Below are 18,163 nucleotides of genomic sequence, written 5' to 3'. Positions count from 1 at the left end.
ATATGATTTTTAAAATAATACTGCTATCGTGTTACTATATTCAAAAACGTACACAGAGATGCTGACGGCAGTTCCGATGTGCGTGAAGGAGGGTATCCGATGTCAGGATGCACACCAAAGTCTCAACCGGCTGTAACCCCGGTGGACTTGTCTTCAATTCACCCCAACAAGGAGGGAACCATGAAACAGATTGAAGGCGTGATGTACCAAGCCAACGCACCCAAAGGTGTCGACCCGGACGGAATATTCTTCGTCCAGGTGGACCCCGCCAAGTGCGAAGCCTGCGGCAGCTGCGACGAAGTATGCGCCACCGGCGCCATACAGGCCATCAACGACGACGGCATCCATGCGGTTGTCGATCCCGCGGCCTGCATGAACTGTGGTCAATGTCTGGTCAACTGCCCCTACGGCGCAATCTACGAAGGCGTTTCCTATGTAGACGAAATCTTTGAAAAGCTGAAAGACCCCGACACCATCGTGGTCTCCATGCCCGCCCCTGCCGTGCGCTACGGATTGGGCGAATGCTTCGGCGCTCCCACAGGCACTTACGTGGGCGGCAAGATGCATGCGGCTCTGCGCAAGCTCGGATTCGACTACATCTGGGACAACGAGTTCACCGCCGACGTGACCATCATGGAAGAAGGCACCGAACTCATCCAGCGCGTCAAGGAACAGGGCAAGAAAAACGCCCGTCCCCTGCCGCAGTTCACTTCCTGCTGCCCGGGCTGGGTCAAATTCGCGGAGACCTTCTACCCGGACCTGATGCCCAACCTGTCCAGCTGCAAGTCGCCCATCGGCATGCTCGGCCCCCTGGCCAAGACCTACGGCGCGCATGAGACCCACACGAAGGCCAAGAAGATCTACACCGTGTCCATCATGCCCTGCATCGCCAAGAAGTATGAAGGCCTGCGCCCGGAACTGGCAGACAGCGGCTTCCGCGACATCGATGCCACCATCAACACCCGTGAGCTGGCCCACATGATCAAGACCGCGGGCATCAGCTTCAACAGCCTGCCTTCGCAGCAGCCCGACCCGGCCCTGGGCGACTCCACCGGCGCGGCGACCATCTTCGGTAACAGCGGCGGCGTCATGGAAGCGGCCCTGCGCCTTGCCTACGAAGTGCTCTCCGGCAAGAAGCTGGACAACCCGGACATCAAGGTGGTCCGCACCCACGAAGGCATTAACACCGCCGACGTCAAGGTTCCCGGATTCGGCACCGTCAAGGTGGCCGTGGCCAGTGGCCTGAGCAACGCGGCCAAGCTCTGCGATGAAGTACGCGCAGGCAAATCGCCCTACCACTTCATCGAAATCATGAGCTGCCCCGGTGGTTGCGTAAACGGCGGCGGCCAGCCTCTGGATCCGGAAATCCGGGCATCGCTGTTCAGAAGCACCGTGGCCCAGATCAACAAGCGTTTCCGGGCGCGCAAGGTCACAGCCTAATTCCAAGGAGGACTGAACAATGAAAATGAACAGACGCGGTTTTATGAAAACCTGCGGCATCATGGCCGGGTATGCCGTTCTCGGTGTCAACCTGACCAAGGAAGCCGTGGCAAGCGCCATGGATTTCGTGGGCATGCGCCAGAAATCCGTATACGACGCCGATGCCAATTCCAAGATCTACAAATACAGGAAATCTCAGGACAACCCCATGATCAAGAAAATCTATGATCACAAGAACGGTTTCCTGCACGAAGGGCCTTGCGGACACATGTCCCACCACCTGCTGCACACGCACTACGTTGATCGCAGCGCACGGCTGGCCACCCTCAAGGACAAGGGCTTCAAGTTCAACTTGTAAATCCTGACCACATCGACCTGCGGCGAGGATTCTTCTGATCCTAGGGTCGAATTCCACTTTCACTCCTCCCCCCCCCTCTTTGCTGCAGTGTGCATCGCTGTCTTTCGTAATACTAATTTAAAAAAATTATGCATTAAATACAATTTTATCTTGATTCGTATTATTCTTTGGCGTAGGTTTTCGCGCATAGAACACCTCCGACCGGAGTGATTCTACCTGCGGAAAGGGCCAGCCTGCCCCAAGGGTGAATCAACCCGGTCCGAGTGTCGCCTGCGGGCGGCACGAAAAACACCCCCTCCTTCCGAGAGCAAGGAATCCGCTGAGGAGCCGGATTGCTTGCTCTCGAAAAGGTTTAACACTGAGGAGACATTGATGCAGAAACGGCTGGGCATCATCGGCATCATCATCAAGGACAGGAACAAGGCGGCCGCCACGGTCAACACCATCCTGAGCGAATACGGGGAAATGATCGTGGGGCGCATGGGGCTGCCGTTCAAGGAACGTGGGCTGAGCATCATCGACCTGATCGTGGAGGCCGACACCGACGAGGTGGGCGCGCTGACCGGAAAGATCGGCATGATCGACGGGGTGCAGGTCAAATCGCTGCTGGTCTAGGCGGCATCATGTCACAACCAGAGACAGAAGATACCCGCACGGAACACGACGGGCTGGGCCAACTCGAAGTCCCCGCGGACGCTTACTGGGGCATCCACACCCTGCGGGCGGTCCGAAACTTTCCCTTTTCCGGCCATGGGCTGCATCCCGCCTTCATCAGGGCGTTCGCCCAGGTCAAGCTTGCCTGCGCGCGCGCCAATACCCGCCTCGGTTTCATGGATCAGGAACTCGGGCAGGCCGTGATGGACGCCTGCGAGGAACTCGCACAAGGCGAACATGCCGACCAGATCGTGGTGGACCCGTTTCAGGGCGGAGCCGGAACCTCCACCAACATGAACTTCAACGAAGTCATTGCCGGGCGGGCGGCCGAATTGCTGGGCGGCGACCGTGGAGACCGCGAGCTGGTTCACCCCATACGCGACGTGAACATGCACCAGTCCACCAACGACGTGTATCCCACGGCGCTCAAGGTGGCGGTGCTGGGCCTGCTGGACAAGCTCGAACGCGCCATTTCCCGACTTCAGGAATCCCTGCAAAAACGCGAAAGCGACATGCGCGACGTGGTCAAGGTGGCTCGCACCGAACTCATCGACGCCGTCCCCATGACGCTGGACATGACCTTCAGCGCCTTTGCCGACGCCATAGCCCGTGACCGCTGGCGCATCTTCAAGTGCCGGGAACGCATCAAGCGGGTCAATCTGGGCGGCACGGCCATCGGCACCGGGCTGGGCGCACCGCGTGACTACGTCCTTGCCGTGGCCGGACATCTGGCCGCCATCACGGGCTTGCCCGTGTCGCGGGCCGAGAACCTCGTGGAGGCCACGCAGAACATGGACGTGTTCGTGGAAGTCTCGGGCATGCTCAAGGCGCTGGCAACCAACCTGATGAAAATGGCCTCGGACCTGCGGCTGCTTTCCAGCGGTCCGGACACGGGGCTTGCTGAAATCAATCTACCGCCGCTCCAGTGCGGTTCCTCCATCATGGCGGGCAAGATCAATCCGGTCATGCCCGAAGCCGTGACACAGGCAGCCATCCGGGTCATGGCCAACGATCAGGCCATAACCATGGCCGCATCAATGGGACAGCTGGAACTCAACCACCTGCTGCCGCTCATTGCCCACGCCATGCCCGAATCGCTGGACCTGCTCACCGCATCCTGCCTCGGGCTCTCCGAACACTGCATTCAGGGCGTCACGGCCAACCGGGAACGCTGCCTCGAACACGTGGAACAGAGCAAGGCGCTGGCAACGGTGTTGGTGCCCGCACTGGGATACGACCACGTGGAGGCCCTCGTTGCCGAGGCTCGGGAATCGGGCAGATCCGTGCGGCAGCAGGCCATACACATGGGCGTGGCCTCGCAGGAGGCCGTGGAGCGGCTGCTTTCCCCCCGCCAACTGTGCAAGCTGGGGTTCACGCCCGGCGAATTCGAGGAGCTGAACAAACCATGAACGCAAACCACGCCCCAAAAAACATGAAGCAGGCAGCAGGGGGACACCATGTCTAAGGCACCACGAGGCGTCAGGCTGGTCATCGCCCTTGCCGGACGCCGCAACGCGGGCAAATCGTCCCTGATCAATGCCCTGACCGGACAGGAAACCGCCATTGTTTCGGACACGCCGGGCACCACCACCGACCCTGTGGCCAAGCACTACGAACTGCTGCCGCTGGGCCCGGTGACGTTTTACGACACCGCCGGGCTGGACGACGAGGGCGAGCTGGGCGAGTTGCGCGTCAAGGCTACACGCAAGATTCTCTACCGCTGCGACGTGGCCGTGATCGTGCTCGGAGAGGAGGGGCTCACCGACTACGAGCAGAAACTGCTCGCCACCGTACGCGAGATGGGCATCCCCTACATTCTGGTCTGGAACAAGGCGGACCTTCGCAACGCCACGGGGGGTCCGGTGCAGGTGAACGGCCAGACCGTGGACTGTCTGGACGTGTCGGCTGCGGACGGCACCAACGTGACCCGGCTGAAGGAACTGATCATCGACTCGGTGCCGCCCGAATACCGTCAGGAACGACTCATCGTGGGCGACCTGATCAACGAGGGCGATTCCGTGCTCTGCGTGGTGCCCATCGACCTTGCCGCGCCCAAGGGACGCCTGATCCTGCCGCAGGTGCAGGTGCTGCGCGAAATTCTGGACTGCGACGCCATGGGCACGGTGGTCAAGGAACGGGAAATAGAGGCGGCCCTCGACGGGTTCAGCCGCAAGCCCGCACTGGTTGTCACGGATTCGCAGGTGGTTATGAGCGTGGCCGGGGACGTACCCGACGACATTCCCCTGACCACGTTTTCCACGCTGTTCGCGCGCTACAAGGGCGACCTCGACTGTCTGGTTCAAGGAGCCTCGGCCATTGACGACCTCAAGGACGGCGATTCCGTGCTCATCGGCGAGGCCTGTTCGCACCACGATGTGGCCGACGATATCGGCCGGGTCAAGATTCCGCGCTGGATGACCCGCTACACGGGCCGCGACCTGAATTTCGAGGTCTATTCCGGCCACGATTTCCCCGAAGATCTGGAACGGTTCAGCCTCGTGGTCCACTGCGGGGCGTGCATGCTCAACCGCACCGGAATGCTGCGGCGCATTGCCGAGTGTTCCCGCCGCAACATACCCATAACCAACTACGGCGTGGCCATCTCCAAATTGCAGGGTGTGCTGGAGCGCGTTCTCAGGCCGTTCGGCTACTGATGCTTCCGGCGGTTCAAAGGATATTTTGACGATTTGGGGAGGGCCCTTTTGAAAAAGGGCCTTCCCCAAGCCCCTCCCCCAAAACTTTTTGACGCTGCGCCCGGCCCGCTTTCGCGGACCGGGCGCAGTTTTGGTAAATAGATAGCACATATTCTTCGCATCAACCGCCGTGGCATCCGCAGGATGGCACGGCAGAAAAGGGTTGCAAGGGACGCGTCCCTTGCCCGCCGGAGGCAAGTCTTCCCAGCAAAAAATGTGCAGATGGCCCGCTATCGCAAGCCGTTTCTAGCAGATGCGAGGAAGCTGTTCCCCTTCAAGCATCCCCAGCAAACGCTTGCCGCCCAGCCGAGTGACCAGCACCACCTTGCCGGGATTGGCGTCGGTCATGGTGCCGATGCGCCGCGCATCCGTGCCCAGCGGGTCGGCGCGCATGATCGCAAGCGCCTTTTCCGCGTCCGCCTCGGGAACAACGCAGATGAACTTGCCCTCGTTGGCCAGATACAGCGGGTCCAGACCGAGCAATGAACACCCGCCCCGGACTTCGGGACGCACAGGCAGATCGTCTTCCACCAGTTCGCAGCAGACATTGGAACTGACCGTTATCTCGTTCAGGGTCGTTGCCAGCCCGCCCCGGGTGGGATCGCGCAATACATGCACGTCGGGCAGCTCTTGCACCAGCCGGACCAGCAGATGGTTGAGCGCGGCCGAGTCCGACTCCACCTTGGCCTCGAAATCAAGGCCCTCGCGGGTGCCGAGCACGGTCAGGCCATGGTCGCCGATGGTGCCGGAAATGAGCACTGCATCACCGGGACGCGCCCTGTCCCCGCCCGGTTCCGGGTCCGCGATGACCTCGCCCACGCCCGTGGTGTTGATGAATATCTTGTCCACGGCCCCCCGGGGCACGACCTTGGTGTCACCGGAAACAACATGCACCCCGGCATGCCGGCAAGCCTCGCCCATGGAGGCCACGATCCGTTCCAGATCGTCCATGGGCAACCCTTCCTCGATGATGTAGCCGCAGGTGATGTAACGCGGTATGGCGCCCATCATGGCCACGTCGTTGACCGTGCCGTGCACGGCCAGCGAACCGATGTCGCCGCCCGGGAAGAAGATGGGGTCCACGGTAAAGGAGTCCGTACTCATGGCCGTCCGGCCGGACAGGGTAAACACGGCCGCGTCATTGAGCCGGTCGAGCTCCTCGTTGCCCAGATGTTCCAGAAACAACCCGGAAACAAGACGCTGCGAAGCGCGCCCGCCACTGCCGTAATCAAGAAGAACCTTGTCGGACATATGATCAATCCACCTTGTATTTGTAGTAGGCCGCGCAGCTCCCCTCGGTGGAAACCATGCACGGGCCGACCGGATTGGCAGGCGTACACGCCTTGCCGAAAAGCGGGCACTGGTCGGGCCGCTTAACGCCCTTGAGAATCTCGCCGCACTTGCAGCCGGGAAGCGCCGGGCCTTCCTCAATGACAATGTCGAACTCCCGCTTGGCGTCGAATTCGACCCACCCGTCGCGAATCTCCAGCCCGGAACCGGGGATCAACCCCAGCCCGCGCCACAGGGCGTCGCAGGGCTCGAAAACCTCGTACATGACATCCATGGCCCGGCTGTTGCCGTGCTCGCTCACAATGCGGGTATACGTGTTGTCCACGCGGGCCTCGCCCCGTTTTCTCCATTCCACCATCCGCAGCAGCGCCTCCAGTATGTCCAGAGGCTCGAACCCGGCCACCACTGCGGACTTGCCGAACGTTTGCGGAATGAACCGATAGGGCTCCACACCGATGACCGCGGACACGTGCCCGGGCAGGATGAAACCGTCCAAAGCGATGTCCTGATCGGAAAGCAACGCATCCAGAGCCGTGGGAACGGTCTTGTGGAAACAGAGGATGCGCAGGTTGCGGATGCCCTCCTGTCGGGCCATCTTCATGGTCCCGGCAATGGTGGGGGCCGTGGTCTCGAACCCCACGCCGATGAAGACCACCAGATCGTCCGGGTTCTCCCGGGCCAGCTTGAGGGTGTCGAACGGGGAATAGACCACCCGGACCCGCGCACCGTCGGCCTGCGCCTTCTTGAGGTTGCGGCCGTTATCGCCGGGAACGCGCATGAGGTCGCCGAACGTAGTCAGGATCACGCCGTCTTTCCCGGCCAGGTCCAGAAACGCGTTGACCTCGGACTCGTGGGTCACGCAGACCGGGCACCCCGGCCCGCTCAGATGCACGATGCCCTCGGGCAAAAGCGAGCGAAGGCCGCTCTGGAAAATGGACACGGTATGGGTGCCGCAGACCTCCATGAAACGCAGCTCGCCATCCAGTTCGCGGGCCAGTGTATCAAGCACGTTCCGGCACAGTTGCGGATCGCCAAAACGATCCAGTATGTCGAAGCTCATGAACTACCCCTCGGTGCCGGTACTCAGGGGACAGTTCGCGTCCTGACTGATGGTCCGCAGGCTCTCCTCGGCCTGTTCACGGTCAAGGATGTTCAGGGCGAACCCGGCATGGATGATCAGGAACTCGCCTATCTGCGGCGGTTCGGGCAGCAGCATCAGCGATGCCCTGATGGTGGTCTGCCCGCGGTCCACGCGGCAGACGGCGATATCGTTCTCAATGGAAAGCACTTCAGCGGGAACGGCAAGACACATGATTTCCTCCCTTGGCGCGGCGCTCGGCCGCTTGTTGCTAACTACGAGACAGCCCCGTCCTCAAACAGTTGCGAAGCCAGATACGCATACCCCTCGTCCAGCGCGTATTCATATTCCATATCCCAGTGAATCCGGGCGCTCATGGCGATATGCGGCAGGGGAACGAATTTCGCGGAGCCGGTAAGCAGCGCGCGATAACACGGATCGGCAATGATCAGGTCCACGGACGGATCGTTCATGAGTTCACCGATTTCAGCCTCGCCGTCAGTGTCACGGTCACCCGCGCCGCGTTCGGCCAGCAATCCGGCGCGCCCTTCGGACTCGCGGAAAAGCGGCTCGCTCGGGGTAACCGAGATCACGTCCGCGCGCGCAATGCCGAAGTCATTGTTCAGGCAATACTTCAACCCGTAGCCGAGGGTCGGCTCTCCGATGATCAGGGCATGCTTGTACGGAGCGGTCTTGTGCGGCCCGGGCGCAGGAGCAGTTTTCTCACCGCGCAGCAGGGCCAGAAAGGCGTCCCGCCCGGCGATTCCCACGGGCATGCCAGTCACGAACGGAATGCCGTAATCGGCGTGCATGCGTTCGGCCAGATCGATTCCGCTGGTGGAAACAACGGCGTTCAAGGCAGCGCCCGGCGCACGGCGCACGCCTTCCAGCGGATCTTCCTGCCCGGTAATTGGCGCGGAAAACACGCTTACGGTCCTGAAACCGGCGGACTCCACGGCCTTGAGCAACGGTTCAATATGGGCCTCCCTGCCCGTGGACAGATGGATGGCCCCGAGAATGTTGATGCCGTCGGTCTGTTTGGGAGCGTCCGGGTCCATGAACTTGTCGGCCAATGCCAGCAAAGCCTTGGACGCGCCCTCGGGATACGGCTCGGAACCGGCCGTGGGAACCATGAACACCGGCATGTCCGTGCGGGCCGCGATAGTGCGGACGAATCCCTTGAGGTCCGTGCCGATGATCTCGGATATGGGCGTGCCGGACAGAGCCACAAAACGCCGGTTCAGGCCCTTGGCCGTCTCGACGATGTTGTCGATGAACTTGTCGTCGTTGCCCAGAATGACGTCCATTTCCAGAAGCCCGGCACCCACAACGGTGGCCGGGCCGCGATACCAGCGCGGCTCGTCCTCGATGTTGATGTGCCATGCCCCGCCGGCAGGACCGTAGACGACCACGAGCCCCTCGAAATCGTACAGCGCGGAACTGACGCCGAAGTAGCCCGTGGCAAGGGGGAGAAGGTGATGATATTCTTTCATGAGTGTCCCTTAGATGAGGAAGTCGTGACCGTAGATCCAGTCGTGGTTGGAAACGGGATTTGCCAGTGCCTCGCGGGTCTGCTCCAGCATCCAGAGCGTGGCCTCGAAGCCGTACTTCTGCTCCTGATAGCGCGACAGGGGCACGTTGGCCGCGTTGGCGCAATAGATGCCCGCGTCCACACCGTAGGCGACCTCCACATGGTCGAACGGCTCGATTTGCCCGCACAGCGCCGGATGGGAAGCGTTGTAGACCATGATCTCCGGCCTGATTTCCCGCAGCCGGGCCACAAGATCCCATTCATAGGGCTTGATGGTGCCGCGCGCGAACAAGGTGTCCACGTCCACGCCGTTCTCCAGCAGCGCCAAGGCCAGCTCGAACGGGCTGCCGTTGATGCTGCACCCCACGGCCACGGACTTGCCGCGCAATTCCTCGAACATGGGTTCGGCCGCCTGCCGGGCGTCCTGCTCGTACCTGTCGATATCAAGAGAGCGACCCACGGCTTCGGCAATGCGTGCGTACTGCTCACGGATGGCCGCAAACCCGTAGGATGTGGGCGCGAAACAGGTTGGAATGCCCATTTCGCTTTCCATTTTTCCGCTCAACCCGTTGGCCAGCGGATGCATGACTACCGACGCCCTCCCCCGGGCCATGCGCGAAAAGGCCTTCAGGTCCGGGCACAGGGGAATCTGGATGACCTCGTCCATGCCCGCGTCACCGAGAACCCGGTACAGCTCGCCCTGATCCGAGAGCGGCATGAACGTTCCCAGCAGATTGACCACGCCGTCGTCTACGACACGCTCTTCGTCCTTCAGAAAATCGAAGAACGAGGTGTAGGCCGAGGTGAACGGCGATTCCTTGAGCCCTATGGTGATGGGCGCCATGGCCCCGAGAATGATCTTCCGGCCCGTGGATTGTTCCAGCCGGTTGATGACCCCGGTGAAGTCCGTGCCCAGAATGTAGTCCGGGCAGCCCACGATCAGGAAAACGACCTTCTCGTCCCGGCGCGCGATGATGTCGGCCACGCCTTTTTCCAGCTTGCCCAGATGGTTGCCCATGGACATGTCCAGTTCGGACAGGCACAGCATGTGGAAACGCTCGGTGAATCCGCGCGCGTGGGCCATGAAGGCCGAATGGCGCAGGCAGGCCGAAGGCCCGACCATGACCGCCACGGATTCGGGCAGCAGCAGGCAGGTTTCTATGACGCCCCAACCGGCCAGGTTGGGGCCCACTCCCTCAAGCGGGGCAAAGGGAAAGTCCGGTTTCGATTTCAGGTCTTCCACCCGGATTCGGGCGTGATCCAGTTCCATGTATATCTCCTTCCCGTATGGTGGCTCAGGCTGCGTTGCGGCCAGCGCCGAAATCGACGATGGTCCGGGCCAGATCAAAGAAACGTTCCGAAGTGGCGAGCGAACGGTCACCCTCCACGACGGTGCGCCCATCTTCCTCGAAACGGTGGATGGCCGTGTCGCGGGGGATCACGCCGATGACCGAGGTCTCCATCTCGTGCGCGAACTCCTCCACGCGCTCCACCTCGTTGTCCATGTCCCGGCAGTTGAGAATCAGCCCGCCCAGTTCCGCATAGTTGCGGTCCGCGAAATTGCGCAGGGCCGTGATGATGTTCCGGGCCGCCAGCAGGGCCATTTTTTCGCCCGAGGTGACGATGCAGACCTTGTCCGCAAAGCCCTCGCGCATGGGTACGGCAATGCCGCCGCAGACCACGTCCGCCATGATGTCGTACAAAACCACGTCCGGCCTGTAGGCTTCATAGGCCCCCATCTCGTCCAGCAGGTCAAAAGCCGTGAGCATGCCCCGGCCGAAACAGCCCACGCCGGGGGTGGGACCGCCCACCTCCATGCAGGCCACGTTGCCGAACCCGCGCTTGACGATGGCGTCCAGCGTGTCCGGTTTCCCGTTTTCCTGCAGGTATTGCAGGATCGGTGGCGGAGGCGTGCCCCCGAGCAGGTTGATGGTGGAATCGGTCTTGGGATCGCAGCCCAGTTGCATGACGTTGTGCCCCTCCAGCCCCAGTGCGGCGGAAATGCTGGAAGTCACCGTGGACTTGCCGATGCCGCCCTTGCCGTAAATCGCTACCTTGATCAATGCCGCTCTCCTTGCATTTTGAGTGAATGTCCCTTGTCCTCGCCCGGGACCCTCCCGGCCCGCTTCAGCACGTTTCTGGCCTCGTCCACGGAAACGTACCGCTTGTGCGTGGTGATCTGGAATTCATATTCGATCTTGTCCTCCCGGCTCTTCAGAAACGGGTTGCAGTTGGGCATGATGACGTTGGCCCCGCCCAGGGCCATGGCCCGATACTGGCCGTTGTCCGGGTCCAGCGTGGCCACGGTGTTGGCCGCGGCCATGTGCGTGTTGCCCGTGACGATCCGCGTCAGGGCGAAAACCCGGAGCATCAGCTCCATGTCTCCGGCCGCCTCGTCCCTGAGCGGTGTCTGCGCATGGGGGATGAACGGGCCGATGTTGATCATGTCCGGCTGGAATTCCTGAAAAAAGAGAATATCCTCGCACAGGTCGTCCAATGTCTGCCCGGGCAGGCCCACGATGTTGCCAACGCCCACCTGAAAGCCCAGTTCGCGCAGTTCGTCGATGGCATGCAACCGATCCTCGAGCCGGAGCCCTGATCGCATGCGCGAGTACAGTTCGGGATTCATGGTTTCGTGTTTCATCAGGTACCGCTCGGCCCCGGCGTCCCGAAAGGCTGCCAGATCGTCGCGGGAACGCTTGCCCAGGCTCAGAGTAATGGCCACGTCCGCACCGTCCAGAATGCGCTCGATAATGGAACAGAGCATGGAGCGCGTGTAGTACGGATCCTCGCCCGATTGCAGGACCACGGTCCGCAGGCCTGCCTCGGCAATGGCCATTGCCGTGTCCACGATCTCGTCCTCGGTCATGCGGAACCGTTTGCACTGGCCGTTGTCCTTGAGCAGCCCGCAATACAGGTCGTTGCACCGGCAATAGTTGGAGAAATGGACCACGCCGCGCAACTGGGCGGTATCGCCCACCCGCTCCCGGCGCACCCGGTCCGCCTCGGCGAACAGGGCTTCCTGCCCGGCATGATCCCCAAGGCGTTCACGTATGGTTTGTCGATTCATGTTCAGCTTCCTTTGTTCACAAGAGGGTCAGGCCGTGATCAGGGAGGTCCGACCGGTATCCCGGTCCTCGACCATCACATGGCAGGTATTGCAGGGGTCCAACTGATGCAGGGTCCGCAGAATCTCCACGGGGCTGTCGGGGTCGGCCACGAACGCGCCCGCAAGTGCGCTTTCCAACGGTCCCGGCGCTCCCCGGGAATCGCGCGGGGAAAAATTCCACAGCGACGGAATCAGGTACTCGTGGTTCACGATCCGGCCATGGTCCCAGCAAACCGTATGCGCAAGGCTGCCCCGGGGCACTTCCACCCTGCCGACACCGGTCCCGGACGCGGGCAGAACGAAATCCGCGTCATGCCGGTCTTCGGCTTGCCAGACGCCCTCCAACTCCTCCAGCCAGCCGAACACGGACCGCATCCCGGCCGCGCACTCAATGGCGCGGGACAGAACCCGCCCCATGGTGGAATTCATGGCCTCCAGGGATAGTCCGCCGTCATCGAGGACCGCGGTCATGGTCTGCCGCACCTCGTCCCGGCCGTGAAGCCAGCCGCCCAGCACCCGTGCCAGCGGACCGACTTCGCAAGCATCCCGACCGTGCCGGGGAGCCGACAGCCAGAAAAAATCATCCCGCTCCCAGCGAAAAGACGGCCTGTTCCAGTCCGAGGACAAACGGTAACAGCTCCGGTCTTCGTTGCACCAATCAGGTTCGGACTCCTCCCGGACAGCTCCGCCCTCGGAAGGCAGAACACGCCATGAGGCCTCATCGGCTCCGGGAACGATCAGGCTGCCCGGCCCGGCGCCGTCCCATGTCAGAAAGGCATGTCCCCGGCCCTTTTCGGCCCATGGGCCGTACACGCGGGCAATGTGCGCCACGTCACCGGGAAAGACCGAAGAAACGAAATCCCGGCATTCCGCGAGAGCTGCGCGCAACCGCCCGATGACCGGCACGTCCAGGTCGAGGTCGGACGACAATCCGCCCAGACGGTAGGCACTGAAGCCCTTGGGGCCGCAGCCCAGCAAACCCAGAGCCGTTTGGAGCGACGCGCCCGCGCGGATTGCCCGCAGGGCGTGGCCGTACAGCAGCAGATGCAATTCGCCGGCGCCACGATACGCGGCCTCGGGCATTGGTGCGGGATGGGCCTTTGCCAGCGAGGCGAGCCGTTCCCGAACCATGCGGAAATGATCCGCGTCCTCGTCCGGCATCGTGCTCAGCCGAGCCGTTTCCACGGCATCGGCGGCCAGTGCGGCAGCAAGACTTGCCCAGTCGGATAAATGGAATTGATAGAAATGGAGCAGGTGCTCCTGAATACATCGCAGGGATTGGACAATCCTGCGCACCAGCACGGCGCTGTGCGGCAGCACCACCCCGGCCAGATCCTCCACGGCCCGGATGGCGGCCAGCGCATGCCCGTCGTTGCACAGGCAGTGCGGCTGGTTGACGAAGCGCGGGCGGCCCTGCCCGTCCAGCTCGCCCCGGAGCAGAACATTCATGTTCCGCACCATGCGGCCGGTGCTCCAAACCTTGTTTACACGCCCGCCCTCAAGGCGGACATGGGTGACGAACGCGTTACCGGAACAGGAAACGATCTCCTGCGCGCTCACATCCGAACCGAAGGTTGAACGGGCCTTCTGAACGGCTATGGAATCTGTCATGATACCTCCTCGGCACCCCGCACGAGGAAGGAAGGAAAATGAAGGGGGAGCGAAAGACGTCGACGTGCAACCACAGGAGAACGAAACGTCAATATGCGCTCGCCCTAAGGTCAGAAAAACCCTTCCCGCAGGATGCATTCACAACTCAAGTTGTGGAGATGGCACGATAAACAAGTGGTAACACCAAGTCAAGATATTGAATCTATTTTTGCTATTAATTTTATAAACGTGACACACACTATGGATGTCGGCTCATGCGGACCCGACGCCGTGTTGCGATCCACCGCAAAAGTCATCACCCGGGCCGAACAGAAAAACCGCAAAAGAACAGGCATTCCCATTGGTTCTGGAACGAACGTGCGGGGCGCCCCGGTCAATTCAGAACAACAGTCCGGCAGTCGTACCCCCTTGTGTTACCGGGGAAATACCTGCATAGTGACATGTAACAATCTTTTCCCAAAAAAACGTCCCTTGTGTCCCGGTGGCTTTGGAGAGACACGAAGCTCGCCACGCCCTTTCTCAACGTGGAGGTTCCGGTGGAATACCTTGAAATCTTTCAGCGCAACATCGGTCTCTTCACTCCCGAACAACAGCACCGCCTCAAAGACGCCACGGTGATCGTGGCCGGAGCGCGCGACCAGTGCCAGACCGAGGCCCAGACGCTGGCCCGATTCGGCGTGGGGGAAATCCGCCTGCTCACCGTGCCGGACGACTCGGACGCTGAACCGGGCTCCGGCCCGGACCTGCTGGGCCGCTCCGAAGAGCCGTTTGCGAACGTGATCCGCGACACCACGCCCCACACCAGCGTGCGCACGCTCGACATGGCCGGCGCATCCACCGAGTCACTGCAGGAATTCGCGGGCGGCGCCGCAATCATCATTGATACGCTGGAACCGGAACGGATGGACCTCAAGACTCCCCTGGCCGATCTGGCGCGAACGATGGAAATATTTCTCATCGCCACGCATCCCCTGCCCATGGGAAGCCTCATGGTGGTCTTTGCACCCGGCGGAAAGACCCCGGAATCATGGTACGCAGCCCTGCCACAGCCAATCCCGGCCAGCGGCGGCACGGCGGCCGGGCTTGCGCTCAAGGCTGGCATGGGAGCCGCCGAGGCCGCCCTGATCCTGACCGGGATGCGCCCCCCGGCAGACGTGATCGCCGCGCCCGAATATGTCACCTTCAACGCTCTGGACCGGCGGTTCACGCGCCACGCCGCTCCGAATACGGAAACCAGCCGATGAACACCCCGTCCCTGAACAGAATATTGCATCTGGCAGACCCCGGCACCTACGAACCATGGCGACCCGTGAACGGTGCCGGATACCATCTGGGAACCATCAGCATCGGCGGCCGTCCGGTTTACGTGCTGGCCACGGACACGGACAACCCGGTCAAGGCCTCGCCCTACGAGGGCATCAAGCGGCAGGCGGCCTTTCTGCAACATATTGCGGACGATCCGGCGCCTCTGGTCCAGTTGCTGGACATCCCCGCGCACATGAAGACGCTCAAGGGCAAGACGCCCATTCCCCGGGACGCCATGCGCCTGCTGGCCGGGGATCAGGGCATCGGCGGCACCTATGCCTCGCTTGCCCGTCTGGAAGGAGTGGTCCCCCGGGTGACGGCCATCTTCGATACCATCGGCGCGGCCCTGTCGTTTCCCTCGGCTCTGGGTGACGCCCTGATCATGACCGAGGACGCGGCCCTGTGCATCGGCCGTCCGGACGCGGTCACCCACATGACCGGACAGCAAACAGATTTCCAGCGCCTTGGCGGCGCCACGATTCACGCGGCCACCACGGGCATTGCCCATGCCACGGCAAAGACCGAGGCCGGGGCGCTGACCTGGATGCGCCAATGGCTCGCCTACTGGCCGGACAGGGCGGGCCAACCGTTTCCCGAGGCCAAGCCCGTGCAGCCCGCCAACGATCTGGCGGCGCTGGGTCCGGGGCTGACCGAATGCGGGTTCAACGCGCCCCTTGCCATGCACACTGTCATCAAGGGCGTGGCCGACGGCGGCTCCTGGCTTGAGATGGGTGCGGAGCATGCCGGGGAATGCATCACCGGACTGTGCCGCGTGCAGGGACGGCCGCTGGCCGTGGTGGCGTCCGACTCCACGGTGCGCGGCGGAGTGCTCTTTCCCGAGACGTGCCGCAAGATGACACGCTTCATCCGGCTCTGCGGCCAGTTCGCCATGCCCGTGGCATTTCTGGCCGACACCCCGGGATTCATGATCGGCGAACAGGTGGAGCACCACGGCATCGTTCAGGCGGCCGCGGACCTCTATGCCGCCATTGCGAACAGCCCCTCTCCCAAGGTCTGCGCCGTGGTGCGCAAGGCGTATTCCGCCGGACTCTACGCCATGGCCGGAGCCGGATTCGGCGCGAAATTCTGGGCCCTGCCCGGCGCATCCATTTCCGTATTCGGTCCGGAAGCCATCGCCCGGTTCAGCGATGACCGGGACATGCCCGAGCCCGCCCGGAACGCAGCACGGGAGATGCTCGCCGGAGCCTTGGACCCGCAACGATTTCTTGACGAAGAACTCATCGACGCCGTGGTTTCCTGGGAAGACCTGCGGCCCTGTCTGGCCGGATTCGCGGCCGGGAAATAACAACCGGAGAAGCCCATGGACACGAAAGCCATAGAACAGATCATCAATCTGGCCGAGGCCAGAGACCTGGACGAACTGGAGGTTGAGGAAAAAGGCACGCGCATCCGCGTTGTCCGGCGGTCGGCACGGGTGGTTTCCGGCCCGGCCATGGCCCCCCCGGCGGCAACGGGCCACCCCGCTCCCGGCGGCGAAACGGACATCCCGGACGGCCTTTCCGCCGTGCGCAGCCCCACGGTGGGTATCTACCTCGCCCCGGACAACGACGATGGTCCGGGCCTGCCACAGGTGGGCGACCGCGTCGAGCCCGGCACCGTGCTGGGGTATGCGGAGGCCATGAAAATGCGCACCGAAATCACGGCGGACACGGGCGGCGAAATCGTGGAGGTGCTCGTGACCGACCAGCAGCCCGTACAGTTCAACGCTCCGCTTTTCCTGCTTCGCCCGGACGCACGGTAGGGACAGGACATGCGCCGCGTACTCATCGCCAACCGGGGGGAAATAGCCCTGCGCGTCATCCGCACCTGCCGTGAGCAGGGGGTGACCTCCGTCCTCGCCCATTCCGAGGCGGACGCAGACTCGCTGGCCGCCCGTCAGGCTGACGAGACCATATGCATCGGGCCGCCGCCAGCCCTCAAAAGCTACCTTCACATTCCGTCCGTGGTGGGCGCGGCACGCGCCTTCAACTGCGACGCCATCCACCCCGGCTACGGGTTCCTGTCCGAATCCGGGGAACTGGCCCGCGCCTGCGACGAGGCAGGCGTGATTTTCATCGGCCCCAAGGCCGCAACACTGGAACACATGGGCGACAAGATCAAAGCCCGGCAGACCGCATCCGAAGCAGGCGTGCCCGTGATACCCGGCAGCCCCGGCGCGGTTGAATCCGCAGAACAAGCCATGGCCATGGCCGGTTCCGTGGGGTACCCGGTGCTGCTCAAGGCCGCCATGGGCGGCGGCGGCATCGGCATCCGGCCGGTGGAGTCGGACAAGGCCATGGCCCGCCTGTTCGCCGAGGCCTCGGCAGAGGCAGCCGCCGCTTTCGGGGACGGACGGCTGTATGTGGAAAAACGGCTCACGAACATGCGCCACGTGGAAGTGCAGATCATGGGCGACGGACGCGGCAATGCCGTGCACCTGTTCGAGCGGGATTGCTCCCTGCAGCGCCGCCGCCAAAAGCTCATCGAGGAGGCCCCGGCCGTGCTCGTGGGCGAGGCCACACGAAAAAAACTGCACCGTGCCGCCGTGGATCTGGCCCGCGAGTTGAAATACCGGGGGGCCGGGACCGTGGAATTTCTGGTCCGCGGCGAGGATTTCCACTTCATGGAGATGAACGCGCGCCTTCAGGTCGAGCACGGGGTCACAGAAATGATCACGGGCACGGATCTGGTGGCCGCGCAACTGGCCGTGGCCCGGGGCGACGGTCTGCCATGGGCCCAATCGACCATCACGGCGCAGGGACATGCCATGGAATGCCGCATCAACGCGGAAGACCCCGTGACCGCCATGCCTGCGCCCGGCACAGTGCGCGAACTGGCCCTGCCGTCCGGACCCGGCGTGCGCGTGGACACCGGCCTTTTCCCGGGTCTGGAAATCCCGGTCTGGTACGATTCGCTGGTCGCCAAGATCGTGGCCCACCACGAAACCCGGGAGCAGACGAAGCAGCGCATGCTCCGCAGTCTGGCCGAGACACGGATCACGGGCGTCACGGTCAACACCGCCATGCACGAAACCATGATCGAAACCGACCGCTTTGCCGAGGCAACGGTCTGAATCCATTTTCAGGGGAGTCCG

The 18,163-nt window shown here is 62.6% G+C and carries 17 protein-coding genes; 9 read left to right on the top strand and 8 right to left on the bottom strand.

The genetic code is table 11. The features are described from left to right. Window positions 1–180: 180 nt before the first annotated feature. The 5 genes from F8A88_RS02540 to hydF all read left to right on the top strand — a co-directional run bounded on the left by F8A88_RS02540 (window position 181) and on the right by hydF (window position 5,106). Window positions 181–1,440, top strand: coding sequence for a [FeFe] hydrogenase, group A (locus F8A88_RS02540; RefSeq protein WP_206666389.1), 1,260 nt, complete (start codon window positions 181–183; stop codon window positions 1,438–1,440). 19 nt (window positions 1,441–1,459) lie between these two features. Continuing rightward, entirely contained in the window at window positions 1,460–1,798 is a 339-nt protein-coding gene (locus F8A88_RS02535; protein WP_151149493.1) for an iron hydrogenase small subunit, read from the top strand. Window positions 1,799–2,170: 372 nt separating this feature from the next. Next, window positions 2,171–2,413, top strand: coding sequence for a TM1266 family iron-only hydrogenase system putative regulator (locus F8A88_RS02530; RefSeq protein WP_151149492.1), 243 nt, complete (start codon window positions 2,171–2,173; stop codon window positions 2,411–2,413). An 8-nt stretch (window positions 2,414–2,421) separates the two neighbouring features. Continuing rightward, a complete protein-coding gene (locus F8A88_RS02525) occupies window positions 2,422–3,861 on the top strand; it encodes an aspartate ammonia-lyase (protein WP_151149491.1) in 1,440 nt (479 codons plus the stop codon). 48 nt (window positions 3,862–3,909) lie between these two features. After that, window positions 3,910–5,106 carry a [FeFe] hydrogenase H-cluster maturation GTPase HydF gene (gene hydF / locus F8A88_RS02520; protein WP_151149490.1) on the top strand — a complete coding sequence of 399 codons (1,197 nt, stop codon included), beginning with the start codon at window positions 3,910–3,912 and terminating at the stop codon, window positions 5,104–5,106. 285 nt (window positions 5,107–5,391) lie between these two features. On the opposite strand, the gene hypE is transcribed toward hydF, so the two are convergent. Genes hypE through F8A88_RS02480 form a run of 8 tightly spaced genes read right to left on the bottom strand, consistent with a single transcriptional unit; the run spans window position 5,392 to window position 13,764 of the window. Then, window positions 5,392–6,396: a hydrogenase expression/formation protein HypE gene (gene hypE / locus F8A88_RS02515; protein WP_151149489.1), complete on the bottom strand. Its 1,005-nt coding sequence runs from the start codon at window positions 6,394–6,396 to the stop codon at window positions 5,392–5,394. 4 nt (window positions 6,397–6,400) lie between these two features. Then, window positions 6,401–7,495, bottom strand: coding sequence for a hydrogenase formation protein HypD (gene hypD, locus F8A88_RS02510; RefSeq protein WP_151149488.1), 1,095 nt, complete (start codon window positions 7,493–7,495; stop codon window positions 6,401–6,403). 3 nt (window positions 7,496–7,498) lie between these two features. Continuing rightward, entirely contained in the window at window positions 7,499–7,747 is a 249-nt protein-coding gene (locus F8A88_RS02505) for a HypC/HybG/HupF family hydrogenase formation chaperone (RefSeq protein WP_151149487.1), read from the bottom strand. A 41-nt stretch (window positions 7,748–7,788) separates the two neighbouring features. Next, complete coding sequence (locus tag F8A88_RS02500; RefSeq protein ID WP_151149486.1) at window positions 7,789–9,006, bottom strand: nitrogenase component 1; 1,218 nt, start codon at window positions 9,004–9,006, stop codon at window positions 7,789–7,791. 9 nt (window positions 9,007–9,015) lie between these two features. Beyond that, entirely contained in the window at window positions 9,016–10,314 is a 1,299-nt protein-coding gene (locus tag F8A88_RS02495; RefSeq protein WP_161598316.1) for a nitrogenase component 1, read from the bottom strand. A gap of 25 nt (window positions 10,315–10,339) precedes the next feature. Next, complete coding sequence (locus tag F8A88_RS02490) at window positions 10,340–11,107, bottom strand: nucleotide-binding protein (protein WP_151149484.1); 768 nt, start codon at window positions 11,105–11,107, stop codon at window positions 10,340–10,342. Beyond that, complete coding sequence (gene hydE, locus F8A88_RS02485; protein WP_151149483.1) at window positions 11,104–12,114, bottom strand: [FeFe] hydrogenase H-cluster radical SAM maturase HydE; 1,011 nt, start codon at window positions 12,112–12,114, stop codon at window positions 11,104–11,106. The genes F8A88_RS02490 and hydE overlap by 4 nt, the downstream gene beginning before the upstream one ends. A 27-nt stretch (window positions 12,115–12,141) precedes the next feature. Then, window positions 12,142–13,764, bottom strand: a complete 1,623-nt coding sequence (locus F8A88_RS02480; protein ID WP_161598315.1) for a nickel-dependent hydrogenase large subunit — start codon at window positions 13,762–13,764, stop codon at window positions 12,142–12,144. Window positions 13,765–14,300: 536 nt separating this feature from the next. On the opposite strand from F8A88_RS02480, the gene F8A88_RS15725 reads away from it, so the two are divergent. The 4 genes from F8A88_RS15725 to F8A88_RS02465 are packed head-to-tail and all read left to right on the top strand — an operon-like array spanning window position 14,301 to window position 18,142. Next, window positions 14,301–15,008, top strand: a complete 708-nt coding sequence (locus F8A88_RS15725) for a hypothetical protein (RefSeq protein ID WP_161598314.1) — start codon at window positions 14,301–14,303, stop codon at window positions 15,006–15,008. Beyond that, the gene (locus F8A88_RS02475; RefSeq protein WP_161598313.1) at window positions 15,005–16,375 is read left to right on the top strand and encodes a carboxyl transferase domain-containing protein; all 1,371 of its coding nucleotides are present in this window, start codon (window positions 15,005–15,007) and stop codon (window positions 16,373–16,375) included. The genes F8A88_RS15725 and F8A88_RS02475 overlap by 4 nt, the downstream gene beginning before the upstream one ends. Window positions 16,376–16,390: 15 nt before the next feature. Next, window positions 16,391–16,831, top strand: a complete 441-nt coding sequence (locus tag F8A88_RS02470) for an acetyl-CoA carboxylase biotin carboxyl carrier protein (RefSeq protein WP_151149480.1) — start codon at window positions 16,391–16,393, stop codon at window positions 16,829–16,831. A 9-nt stretch (window positions 16,832–16,840) separates the two neighbouring features. Further along, window positions 16,841–18,142, top strand: coding sequence for an acetyl-CoA carboxylase biotin carboxylase subunit (locus F8A88_RS02465; protein ID WP_151149479.1), 1,302 nt, complete (start codon window positions 16,841–16,843; stop codon window positions 18,140–18,142). Window positions 18,143–18,163: the final 21 nt, after the last annotated feature.

The organism is Pseudodesulfovibrio senegalensis (genome assembly GCF_008830225.1).
Lineage (GTDB): Bacteria > Desulfobacterota > Desulfovibrionia > Desulfovibrionales > Desulfovibrionaceae > Pseudodesulfovibrio > Pseudodesulfovibrio senegalensis.
This window is presented reverse-complemented; position numbering and strand designations above follow the sequence as displayed.